General features: G+C 58.0%; 10 protein-coding genes. 4 read left to right on the top strand and 6 right to left on the bottom strand.

Annotation, left to right across the window (positions count from 1 at the left end; all coding sequences use genetic code 11):
• Window positions 1-1,290 (top strand): efflux RND transporter permease subunit (locus tag VGE80_RS15325; RefSeq protein ID WP_440593268.1); only part of this gene is annotated, 1,290 nt, incomplete at its 5' end.
• Here VGE80_RS15325 and VGE80_RS15320 read toward each other — a convergent pair.
• The 3 genes from VGE80_RS15320 to VGE80_RS15310 all read right to left on the bottom strand — a co-directional run bounded on the left by VGE80_RS15320 (window position 1,279) and on the right by VGE80_RS15310 (window position 4,529).
• Window positions 1,279-2,493, bottom strand: a complete 1,215-nt coding sequence (locus VGE80_RS15320) for a hypothetical protein (protein ID WP_440593267.1) — start codon at window positions 2,491-2,493, stop codon at window positions 1,279-1,281. The two genes, VGE80_RS15325 and VGE80_RS15320, sit on opposite strands and share 12 nt — an antisense overlap.
• 21 nt (window positions 2,494-2,514) lie before the next feature.
• Window positions 2,515-3,756, bottom strand: a complete 1,242-nt coding sequence (locus VGE80_RS15315; RefSeq protein ID WP_440593266.1) for an outer membrane protein assembly factor BamB family protein — start codon at window positions 3,754-3,756, stop codon at window positions 2,515-2,517.
• Window positions 3,757-3,860: 104 nt separating this feature from the next.
• Entirely contained in the window at window positions 3,861-4,529 is a 669-nt protein-coding gene (locus VGE80_RS15310; RefSeq protein WP_440593265.1) for a 3-keto-disaccharide hydrolase, read from the bottom strand.
• Between the two features lie 423 nt (window positions 4,530-4,952).
• On the opposite strand from VGE80_RS15310, the gene VGE80_RS15305 reads away from it, so the two are divergent.
• Entirely contained in the window at window positions 4,953-6,107 is a 1,155-nt protein-coding gene (locus VGE80_RS15305) for a hypothetical protein (protein WP_440593264.1), read from the top strand.
• A gap of 258 nt (window positions 6,108-6,365) precedes the next feature.
• On the opposite strand, the gene VGE80_RS15300 is transcribed toward VGE80_RS15305, so the two are convergent.
• Window positions 6,366-7,052, bottom strand: coding sequence for a hypothetical protein (locus VGE80_RS15300; RefSeq protein ID WP_440593263.1), 687 nt, complete (start codon window positions 7,050-7,052; stop codon window positions 6,366-6,368).
• 68 nt (window positions 7,053-7,120) lie between these two features.
• Here VGE80_RS15300 and VGE80_RS15295 point away from each other — a divergent pair, with 68 nt between their 5' ends.
• Window positions 7,121-8,173 carry a S1 family peptidase gene (locus VGE80_RS15295; RefSeq protein WP_440593262.1) on the top strand — a complete coding sequence of 351 codons (1,053 nt, stop codon included), beginning with the start codon at window positions 7,121-7,123 and terminating at the stop codon, window positions 8,171-8,173.
• Between the two features lie 99 nt (window positions 8,174-8,272).
• Here VGE80_RS15295 and VGE80_RS15290 read toward each other — a convergent pair whose 3' ends face one another.
• Complete coding sequence (locus VGE80_RS15290) at window positions 8,273-9,067, bottom strand: dienelactone hydrolase family protein (RefSeq protein ID WP_397568554.1); 795 nt, start codon at window positions 9,065-9,067, stop codon at window positions 8,273-8,275.
• Between the two features lie 174 nt (window positions 9,068-9,241).
• Between VGE80_RS15290 and queG the strand changes: the two genes are divergently transcribed.
• Window positions 9,242-10,321, top strand: a complete 1,080-nt coding sequence (queG, locus tag VGE80_RS15285) for a tRNA epoxyqueuosine(34) reductase QueG (protein WP_440593261.1) — start codon at window positions 9,242-9,244, stop codon at window positions 10,319-10,321.
• A gap of 93 nt (window positions 10,322-10,414) precedes the next feature.
• Here the strand turns inward: queG and VGE80_RS15280 are convergent, their stop codons facing one another.
• Complete coding sequence (locus VGE80_RS15280; protein ID WP_440593260.1) at window positions 10,415-11,050, bottom strand: RNA polymerase sigma factor; 636 nt, start codon at window positions 11,048-11,050, stop codon at window positions 10,415-10,417.
• Window positions 11,051-11,159 lie beyond the last annotated feature (109 nt).

Here is an 11,159-nt window from a genome sequence, read left to right as displayed (position 1 = left end):
TTGAGTGCCGATGAAGTGATCAGCCGCATCCGCAAGAAGGCCGCAACCATCCCCGGGGCCACTCTGGTCCTGCAGTCGGTGCAGGATCTTCGCATTGGCGGTCGAACGAGCAGCGCGCTTTATCAGTACACGATCAAAGGGGACAGCCTGGAAGAGCTCAATACCTGGGGGGCCAAGCTGCTGCGGGAGATGCGAAACGTCAAAGGATTGGTGGACGTCACGAGCGACCAGCAGAACAAAGGACTGCAGACCCGTCTGAACATCGACCGCCCGACCGCGACACGGCTGGGAATCGACATGGCGACCATCGACAACACTCTGTACGACGCGTTCGGCCAGAGACAGGTTTCGACCATCTACCGGTCCATGAATCAGTACTATGTCGTCATGCAGGTGGAATCAGAATTTTCGCAAAGCCCTGACTCCCTCAAGCACATTTTTGTCAAAGGGGCCAACGACGCTCAGATTCCGCTGAGTTCGCTCTACCGACAGACATCCAGAAACTCGGCGTTGTCCGCCAACCATTCCGGCCAGTTCCCGTCCGTCACGATCTCGTTCAACCTCGCGAAGGACACCGCGCTGGGGGATGTTGTCCCTCGAATCGAGCAGGCGTTCCGCGAACTGGGAATTCCACAAAGTATTCAGGGTCAGTTCCAGGGAACGGCTCAGGCCTTCCAGGAATCGCAGCAGAATCAGGTGCTGCTGATCATCGCAGCGATCGTCTGCGTCTATATCGTGCTGGGTGTCCTCTACGAGAGTTACATTCACCCGATCACCATTCTCTCGACACTTCCTTCCGCAGGGGTGGGAGCTTTCCTGGCACTCAGGATCTGCGGGATGGAACTGAACGTCATGGGCATGATCGGCATCCTGCTGCTGATTGGAATCGTCAAGAAGAATGCCATCATGATGATCGACTTTGCGCTCGAACTCGAACGCAACTCGGGCAAGTCCTCTGAAGAGGCGATCTTCGAAGCCTGCCTGCTTCGTTTCCGCCCGATCACGATGACCACGCTGGCGGCACTGCTCGGTGGACTCCCTCTGGCCATGGGGACGGGCAACGGGGCAGAGCTGAGAAAACCCCTCGGTGTGGCGATCGTCGGAGGACTGATCTTCAGCCAGATGCTGACGCTCTACACAACGCCGGTCGTGTACCTCTATCTCGACTGGTTCTGCCACTGGTGGAACCGATTCCGCAAGCGAACGCCCGAAATCATCCCGGTCGATCGTCACCTCAATGGATTGACGTCCCCGCGCGAGCAGATCGCGGCGAATCAGTCACAGTTCTGACGACGAAGTCGCTGACTGCCGTTCGGCCGTCGAAGGACGAGTCAGCGGCAGCAGAATCTGGACGATCAGAAACAGGACCAGCGGTGCAAAGATCAGCATTCGCAAGCCAATCAGAACCGATGAAGGGAGTGGGATCAGACTGGCAATCCCCAGGTAGCAGAGCGTCAACGGCAGCGTCGCAACCAGCAGTCCACAACCGAGCGCTGTCATCTGGGTTTTAAAGATGGCCCGTTCCGACATCGGCTCAAAATGCAGCTCGATCGTGCGGCGCCGCTTCACTGACCGATGAGTCGCGTCGATCGTCTCGAACGTCTTGACCAGTTCCCCCCAGCAATCGTCATCCGCAGAGACCGTTTTCTCGCCCCCTGCCTCGTGAAGTGCCATGCTGATTGCGGCCAGTGCCTGACGCGCCGTCTCAGGTTCATTTCCTTCGACGATGTCGCTCTCGATCTCACACCGCCACGCTCCATTTGAGCCGCTACGTGACAGGCGGGCCGTCCCCCGCTCTCCTTTGACCGTCAGATTCCAGTCGTCCCTCCCGACAGTCGGTTGAATCTGCCAGTTGAACTCGGGCAGCGAGCCTCGTGACAAGACCACGTTCTGCATGAGGACCCCGGCGTCCGTCGTGCCGGACCGCAACGCCGTAATCTGGTTGTAGTCGCCCATCAGCCACCGCGCCAGATCCACATCGTGCAGCAAGCGGGCATCAATCTCCTGCTGAGGGATCGCCATCCCCTCCTGCGGCTGCGAAAGGGTGTGATGCAGTTGCAGAAACTGAATGCGTCCCAGCCTGCCCGTCTGGATTGCCGTCTTCAGGGCGATGACAGCGTTATCAAAGCGGTGCCAGAGCAGCGGGTACAGAAACACATGATTGTCGTCACGAATCAGACTCAGTTCATAGGCCAGAGTCGACCCTTGATCCGCTCGTGGAATAAAAACCAGCGGGACGTTCGCCGTGGCGAGTTGCTTTACCCCGTCCAGGACATGCTGTCCTGCACCGTCGACAATCACGGCGTCAATTTCTTTTGACACCAGCAGTTCTTCCCACGAATCACTGTGATTGACCTCGGGAAACAATGCCCCCTTCGTGGAGCATGTTCCGACCGTAACGATGCGGGACAAACGGTGTCCATCGACACCCTTTCGCAACGCGTCGATCAGGGGGCTGGCGAAGGGGTGGTCGCACAGAACAGCAATCCGCATGAAGTCACTTCCTGGATCTGGTCAGCGTTTGGCAACGTCGAAACAGGACAAGGTTCGTTCGTTACGGATGTAGAACCGACCGTTTGCCAGGGCGGGCAGTGCTCGCGTTGTGCCGGACAGCAGTTCGGTCGACGCCAGTTCCTCGTATCCGGTCTTCGATAGTCGAACCAGTTTCAGGACCCCGTCCGTCTGCATTACCAGCAATTTGCCATCAGCAGCGATCAGCGTCGCGTAGCCAAATCCGGACTTTGACCAGTGTTCCTTGCGTGTGACGGGATCAAAACACTTCAGCGAGATTTCTCCGCCATCCTGCCGGCCATCAATTCCATAGATCGCCCCGTCAATGTGAATGGGCGTGGTGTACTGGCTCGAAAGAAGCTCATCGCTCCAGACGACTTCAACCCCCTTCGACTTCAGTTCCAGAAACTGAGCTCCGATCCCGTAGCTCGCGGTCAGCAGCGCGTGCTTTCCCGAGATCACAGGCAGTGCCCCATTCACCGTGGGACCCCGCTGGCCAAACGGAGTGCGAAATCGTTCTTCCCCTGTCTCGGGGTCGAGAGAAACCAGATTCAATCGCGTGATACAAAGCAGGTGCGGCGTACCGTCGACGACGGCCAGAACCGGTGCCGAATAGCTCGCCTGGTCGTTAATCGCCGTCCACAGGGTGGCTCCCGATTCTAAATCGAAAGCCACGACTCCGGCTCGCTTTTTATCACCGCCAACAATCGCGAAGACCCGCTTGCCGACGACGAGCGGCGAAGAACCTGCACCGAAGTAGCCGCCGTTCGCACCGAAGTCTTCGTGTGTCTGTCGTTCCCAACGCTTCTCACCCGTTTTCAGATCGACGCAGTAAAGCCCCCCCTGTGGCGAATAGGCCAGGACAGCATCCTGATCGATCGTGGGCATGGCGCGAGGACCGTTGTCCTCGACAATCTGAGGCCGAAACGTGGATGGAAAGTTCGTCGTCCATCGCGGCGTTCCCTCTGCGGCATCGAAGGCCGTCAGCTTGTCGTTTCCTTTCTCGCGATGAAACAGCACCACGGTCTCGCCACGGACTGAGACGCCGGCAAACCCCGCCCCGATCCGGGCCTCCCACAGTTGCGGGGGCTTTCCCCCCTGCCATTCGTCAGCGATTTGCTCGGCGTCAGCGATACCGTTCCGATGAGGTCCCAGAATCTGAGGCCAGTCGCCCGCATGGGCCAGCGACGTCCCGGACAGAATCAGACCGCACAGACACACCACCTGAAAGAATCGATTGAGCATAAGTCCATTCCTGACCAAATCGAAGACAAGCAGTCCTTCATGGGAAGCCGAGCTCACCAGGAGCCCCGGTGAGGTTTCACATCACCAGGGCCCTCGGCCCGCTTTCAGCGGAGCGACTTGATCTGCAAATGACGGAACTCAACCCGGTCACCATGCCCCAGCAGTCCAATGTAGCCGCTGGCCCGCGCGAGACCCGGGTGGGCCTGCTTATCCAGCGTTCCATCTTTGGTAACTGCGTCCAGATCAGCGTCAACGATCGTGACATCGTTCACAATGATCTTGATATGCCGACCCTTCAAAATCACCTGCTGTCGATTCCATTCACCGACCGGCTTCAATGAACCACGCTTCGCCGCGACAACGCCGTAGACAGAACCGTGGTACTGATAGTTCTGCAGATCTTTATACTTCTCGTCGGAATCGTCCAGGATCTGCAGCTCTGTTCCGTCCAGATGCAGAGCCCCCTTCGCCAGCTCCGGGCACCGGATGCCCAAACCGTTGTTGGCTCCCTTAGTCAGTTTGAATTCAAACTTGATGTCAAAGTCCGAGTACTCTTTCTCTGTCAGCAGATTGCCACCACCGCCGGCGACGCAGACCAGATTGCCGTTTTCCACGGCATAACTGTCGAGTGATCCCTTCCACCCTTTCAGAGTCTTACCGTCGAACAACGAGGTATACCCGGCATCAGGAACGAAGGGCTTGTCTTCTGCCTGAAGGGACGTCGCAGACAGACAAAGGAGGGCCGCCACGGCACACAAAGAAATTCGAATCATTCAGAACAAACCTTGTTAAAAGAGTTGGTTTCACGTGCCGCCGATTGTAGTCGAAGGCCCGCGCTGCTGCACTTTCGTCGTCATTTTTGCCGCGAAGTCGAGCCTGCCTGACCCCTTGCAGGTCAAGTAATCCGCGCCGACAGAAACCGTTCCTTCGTATCCCTGCAGCGATAGGTGCAGCCCTGACCAAGACTGATCACTGTCGCCGCGTGGCCATTCCTCGGTCCCAATGTTACGCTACGAAACTGTTCAGTGCCCGTGAGCGATGGTGCGCAGGTCGGTTCTGATCCGGATCGGAGAGGAAAATGGTGCGCAAGCGATCGGGTCCCCCCAGGATCCAGCCGAACATCGCCATCCGCGGGACCGTTTTGAAACGCGCTGTGCACTGTTTTGTCGTCATTGCGAATATCGGGAATCGCCACAATGTCGGATGCTACGTTCACTCAACTTCAAGACCAATGCCGCCAGGGGGGTGCTGCCGCCGTCTTCGAGCAACTCTCGCAGACACTTCGCGACAAACAAGAATATCACAAACTGTTTGATGCCCTCTGCCTGAAGAAGAAGTACGAGCTCGGCGCCCCACTGCATCGCCCGACCTCATTCGACGATGTCCCGGCTGAAAAGCGTGATGAGTTTGAAGCAGCCTACATCGCCGCCGCCCGCGAAGTGGCCAACCTGCTGCTGAAAGACAACAAGCTCGGCCAGTCATTCGTCTACTTCCACGCCCTCCGCGAAACACAACCCCTGCGGGATGCCATCGAAGCGATTGAGCTGCCGCAGGAAACCTCCGAGCAATCCGAAGAGTTAATTGATCTGGCCTTCTACAAGCTGCTCCATCCCGTGAAAGGGATGCAGATCATGCTGAGGACCCATGGCACATGCAGTACGATTACATCCCTGGATCAGGCTTACATGAGCCTCACTCCTGAACAGCGATCTGCCTGTGCGGCCCTGCTGGTCAGAACACTGCACGCGGACCTGCTGCAATCCCTTCAGCGGGAAGTCCAGCAGAAAATCCCCGTCGCCGCACCGGTCACCACGCTGAAGGAACTGACCGCCGGACGGGAGTGGCTGTTCGCGGAGAACAATTACCACATCGACGTATCGCACCTGCACTCCACGGTCCGCTTTGCCCGATCCTTGTCACCGACTCACCCGGATCTGCCCCTCGCCCTGGACCTGGCCGAATACGGTGTCCAGCTCTCCCCTCAGTTCCAATATCCGGGCGAGCCACCCTTCACCGAGTTCTACGCGGCTCATATTCAGTTCTTTAAGTATCTGCTCAACGACCATCGCGACGAGGCACTCGCCTACTTCCAGGGTCAGCTCGAGAACGAATCGGATAGCCCCAGCCAGGCCATGATCGCGTATGTCATGGTCGACCTGCTGGCACGCACAGAACAACTCGACAAGGCACTGCCGATTGCCGAGAAATATCTGGTGAGTGCAGACCACGATTTCGCCGCAGCCTTCGCCGAACTTTGCGAAAAAGCGGGGCGTTTTGATGTTCTCATGCGCAACGCGGAACAGCGAAGTGATCTGGTCACCTACGCCGCAGCTCTCGTCCAGCAGAAGTAATCATCATTTCCCGGCCGTAATAACTATTGCCTGGCCCGGGGCAGACTCCCGTAGCGGCACTTCGCGAAAGAGTGATACCCGTCCGCAACGCGCCGTCGGCAGATCCAATTGCCATGGATCTTGCCCGACGGCGGTTCCTTCACGGAAGCGCAGTCATCCAGCCACCTCGCGGGGCGCAGTATGCCCCGCGTGATGGGCCGACTCATTCCCTGTGCCTGTGCCTGCCGCCTGCCGCCTGCCGCGGTTGATTCCCACGCGTTATCGATGCGCAGCAACCTGAGATCGCCCTGCCGCCGCCTGCAGTTCCTGCGACTGACCCCAGAAATACAGGATCACTCCGACGATGAAACCGACGACCGTCGCGGAAATCACCGCGAAGGGGCTCTGCGTGAAGGTCGAGTTCTCAGCGGCCGCCTGGGTGGTCAGCACCAGGCCAAACACGCTGATCGCTAAACCGACGGCGTCAGACGCAATTTCCTTAAAGCTGAAGCCCAATCGCGTCAACACGATCAGTTTTCCAAGGACAAGTTGAAGTGTGTAACTTACGACACCGCTTACCATCAGGGCAAAAGCCACCCAGTGAAAAGACCGGAAGGCCAGTTTCTCTGCCAATGCATAAATCGGCTGCAGAATGCCCGCAGAGACCGTCCTGGCGATCGGTTCCTGATCCACTTGCTTCGCCAGCTTGGCCACTTCCTCAGCCGTTTTTTCTTCCCATTCGGCCGCAGTTTCCTTCGCGGTCTCCTGAGGAGATTTGGAGTCCTGAGCTTCTCCGGGCGACTCGGCCGCTTCCACAGGAGCCCGATCCACGGGTGAAGACGAGTTCGAATCGTCCTGAGCCTGAGCGATACCAAGGCAACTGAAAACCAGGATCAATCGTAGTGCGAGCGATACCATTTTTTGGATTCCCGAGTCGGCGAGCTGAGGATTAACGGCTTGGAGCATAACTCTCTGGCTCTGTTTTGGGTACATTTACTTCCCGAACGCCCGCCCTTAGAAAAGAAAATGCCCACATGCGACGCTGGACCACGATTTTAAGTTGTCTTTTGCTGGCGACACTGATTTCTGTCGTGACCGGCTGGCAACAAGTTCGACCGATGGCCGTGGCACAGGTCCCCCGGAACAACAAAAGCCAGAAGGGGCCAATCAGCAACGAAGGGGTCACGTCCCCTGTGGCCGACGCCGACTCGGTAGAGGACTATCCCGAGTTCCTGGTCGACGAAATCATTGTCCGCCTGACGACCGCAACAATGGATTTGATCGAACAGAAAAAGTCACGCACGACGAAAGAGCTTCGCCCCGAACTGGATCGAACCCATATCCCCCTGAATCTTCCCGCGCCAGCAACAACTCCCCTCAGTACCGTTGAGCTTTACCGACGTGCCACGCAAAGCGTGTTTCTTGTGGCGGGAATTACCCGGCCCACGGAAGAGGAAACGTCCTGGCAGACCTCCTTTTCAACCGCGTTCGCCGTTCATCCGGATGGAATCCTGGCGACGAGTGCGCATGTCTTCGATCATGAAGATCAGGACGACGCAGTCGTTGTGATGGACATCCACGGTACGATTTACCCTGTCCTCGAACTGCTCGCCGCCGATCGAGATACCGACACGTGTATCTTCCGTATTGAAAAGAAAAACCTGACGCCGCTGCCACTGAAGTCGAAGACTCCTCCGGGAAGTGCCATTCGAGTCATCGGGCATCCCGGTGACAGCTTCTTCTACTTCTCCGCCGGCTACATCGCCAATTATGAGCGGGACGAGAATGACATCCTCTGGATGAATGTCACCGCCGATTTTGGTCAGGGCTCCAGCGGTGGTCCCGTCATGGACGAGGCGGGGAATGTGGTTGGTCAGGTCAGCCGCACATTTACCCTTTACGCCGGGGGTGACACATCCACACGGGGAATTCGGCGAGCGCATCGTTCCCGGCAGAAGGCTGAGACCGAAACAGCGCCAGGGGACGCAGATGCCCCTGATCATCAGGAACAGCCCGACCGAGCCGACCCGCAAATGGTCTTCAAAGCCTGCACACCGGCAGCGTCCATTCGCTCACTCACGAAATAAGCCGTGACCGGACGACGGGTCTCGCGCAAGTTCTGCACGAAAATCACATCGTCCGACCACGGCTCCGTACGGCAATATCATCGCCGAGTCATCCGCGGGTTATTTGCCCAGCGTTGTTTTGAACAGCGCCTGCATATCGGCCCAACTCTTCTCATCAGCGTCTTTGTTGTAACGCAGACCGTCCAGGTTGAACTTCTTCGCAGTTGCATCCGCCTCGGGAACTGTGAAGCTGTGTCGAGCCCCTTCATACGATTTGAAGGTGTATTTTCCGCCGTTGGAATCGAGTGCGTTCTTGAAGTCGCGAATCGTTTCAGGCTTAATAAACGAGTCATCTGCTCCATGGCAGATCAACACGGCGGACTTGATCGACTTGACCTGTTCAGGAGTCGGCACCACCAGAGCACCGTGGAAGCTGACAACGGCTTTCAGATCCGTTCCTGCGAAAGCCAACTGCTGAACGGTCGATCCACCCAGACAATAGCCAATCGCCGCCAGTTTGGTCTTGTCGACTTGCGGCTGGGACTTCAGCACTTCCAGGGCTTCCAGTCCTCGCTTCCGCCAGTCCTCGACGTTGGAACGGATTTGCCCGGCCATCGCGCCGGCGTCCTTGGGATGATCGACCAGTTTCCCTTCGCCGTACAAATCGGCCGCAAAGGCGACGTAACCCAGCTTCGCCAACTGCTCAGCCCGCCGCTTCGCATAGGCATCCAGCCCGAAGAACTCATGGAACACCAGCACACCCGGACGAGGCCCTTCAATGGCATCGTCCCACGCCAGAAATCCGTGGCAGTCTGTGTCGCCATGTTTGTAGGTGACCTTCTTAGTCTGAATCGCGGCATCCGCCGAAGCGGCCATTACCAGGAACCCCAAAACGATGATCAGTGAACGCGTCATGTTTTCTCCTTAAAGACTTGAACAGAGTCGATTTGCTCCTGCGGCGATCATAACTCACCCCTGCCAGGTTTTCATCCGCCTCGAACCATCGGAACAGCTCTCCCCCCCCCTTTCCTTCAGAGAGGTCGTCACCTTAGACTCAGTCGCATGGACCACGCGGCGGATCAACCTCGGATGCACAACGAACCGTTAACGGCAGCAGTCAAACAAGCGGCCCGTGAAGCCGGCTTCGATCTGGTCGGAATCGCCCCGGCGATGACTCCCCCCGGTTACGAGCGGCTGACGGAGTGGATCGAACAGGGATTCGCTGGCGAGATGGGCTACATCGCACGACGAGCACATGCCTACGAGCACCCTCGACACGTGATGCCAGACGTCCGCAGCATCGTGATGCTGGGCATCAACTACAACACCCTCGACGACAGGAAGCCTCAAGAACCACACCCGTCGGGACGGGCCTCGGCGCGCGTTGCGCGGTATGCCCACGGCACCGCAGACTACCATGACGCGCTACGAGAAAAACTGAAGCAACTGGCCGATCGCGTTCATCAACTGCGACCTGGCTCGCGAACACGTGGCGTCGTCGATACGGCCCCCCTGCTGGAACGGGATTTCGCCCGACTCGCCGGGCTGGGCTGGTTCGGCAAAAACACCATGCTGATCAACAGGAAAGCGGGAAGCTGGCTGCTGCTGGCGGCCCTGCTGACGGACTTGGAACTTGAACCCGACCGACCGCACGAAACGTCCCATTGTGGCACGTGCACCCGTTGTCTGGACGTCTGCCCGACGGATGCATTCGTGGGCCCACATGTGCTCGACGCGCGGCGCTGCATTTCCTATCTCACAATCGAGCTCCGCAGCCCCATCCCGACTGAGCTGCGAGATGGCGTGGGAGACTGGCTGTTCGGATGTGATTTGTGTCAGCAGGTCTGCCCCTGGAACCGTAAGTCACCACTGACGAGTGACCCGATCTTCCAGCCCCTGCCTGATCTGCAACCCGCCAGCGCACTCGACATTCTCAAGCTGAGTGAGGCAGAGTTCCAGACCCGTTTTCAAACGACGCCCCTTTCACGCCCCGGCTGGGATGGACTGCGACGCAATGCCGCGATCGTACTGGGCAACTCGGGCGACGCCTCCCTCATTCCCGAACTGACGGACTGCCTCAACGAAGCGTCCGCTCTGGTCCAGGAAGCCATTCAGTGGGCTCTGGAAAAACTGCAGAAGACCTCCTGCAGTTCCGCCACAGAAGATTAACTTCGTCACCATCAGGCCATATCAGGCCATGGATCTCAGTGCGGATGCGGGACAGATTGCACCCGTTCGCGGTGAGTCGCTTTGAGACTCACTTTAAGAATCCAGTTTCAGTTGATTCCAGTCGACATCTCTCAGCCGAGCCGCCTCAGCGGCCTCCTTCAGCTTTCGGACAGTGAAATCCTTGTGGTTGGCGACGGCCTGTTCGCTGATTCCCAGCTTCTCGGCGACCGTCTTGTTGGACCATCCCAGGACGAACAGCAGTTCGACACACTCCAGTCTTTCGAACTCACCCCGACTCAACCACGAATGGATTAACCCTTTCAGACAGTCGGAAAGGACCCGCTGCTGGGCGACCGACCGTTCTTGAGACCGGGCCATGCTCGACACTTTTCGCCCTCGATCGGCCGGTTCATTCCCCGCTTGCGACTCGCTGCTGTGAATGAGAGGCAGCAGTGGCCGACGCCCGTTTCGCCGCAAGACATCGGTCAATTTATGAGCCGTAATCGAAAACAGAAACGCTTCCAGCGGCGTGGACTCATTGTAGTTGGGCAACGAGACCAGAAAGCCGAGAAACGCTTCCTGCACCACATCCTCGGCCGCCGTGTCGTCCTGCAAGCGACTGCGAACGAATGCCAGCAGTCGTCCCTCATAGCGGGCAATCAACTGTTCCCAGGCCGCAGCAGTCCCCTGCCGCACCTCCTGCACCAGACTGGCCTCATCATCCGACATCAGTACCATCCCCACCGCCCCGCAACACCACCCGCCCCGATCATAGCGTCCGCATCAACCAGCCGTCCAAACCAACCCCCTCGCCATCGCCCTTCAGTGTATAGAGAAG

The sequence above is a fragment of the Schlesneria sp. genome (assembly GCF_036405755.1).
GTDB lineage: Bacteria > Planctomycetota > Planctomycetia > Planctomycetales > Planctomycetaceae > Schlesneria > Schlesneria sphaerica.
Note: the sequence above shows the minus strand (reverse complement) of the source record. Positions and strands in the feature narration are given on the sequence as shown.

Excerpts from the sequence above, each read along its gene's own strand:
- VGE80_RS15320 (WP_440593267.1), bottom strand. The coding sequence starts at position 2,493 with ATGCGGATTGCTGTTCTGTGCGACCACCCCTTCGCCAGCCCCCTGATC.
- VGE80_RS15315 (WP_440593266.1), bottom strand. The coding sequence starts at position 3,756 with ATGCTCAATCGATTCTTTCAGGTGGTGTGTCTGTGCGGTCTGATTCTG.
- VGE80_RS15310 (WP_440593265.1), bottom strand. The coding sequence starts at position 4,529 with ATGATTCGAATTTCTTTGTGTGCCGTGGCGGCCCTCCTTTGTCTGTCT.
- VGE80_RS15305 (WP_440593264.1), top strand. The coding sequence starts at position 4,953 with ATGTCGGATGCTACGTTCACTCAACTTCAAGACCAATGCCGCCAGGGG.
- VGE80_RS15300 (WP_440593263.1), bottom strand. The coding sequence starts at position 7,052 with ATGCTCCAAGCCGTTAATCCTCAGCTCGCCGACTCGGGAATCCAAAAA.
- VGE80_RS15295 (WP_440593262.1), top strand. The coding sequence starts at position 7,121 with ATGCGACGCTGGACCACGATTTTAAGTTGTCTTTTGCTGGCGACACTG.
- VGE80_RS15290 (WP_397568554.1), bottom strand. The coding sequence starts at position 9,067 with ATGACGCGTTCACTGATCATCGTTTTGGGGTTCCTGGTAATGGCCGCT.
- queG (WP_440593261.1), top strand. The coding sequence starts at position 9,242 with ATGCACAACGAACCGTTAACGGCAGCAGTCAAACAAGCGGCCCGTGAA.
- VGE80_RS15280 (WP_440593260.1), bottom strand. The coding sequence starts at position 11,050 with ATGTCGGATGATGAGGCCAGTCTGGTGCAGGAGGTGCGGCAGGGGACT.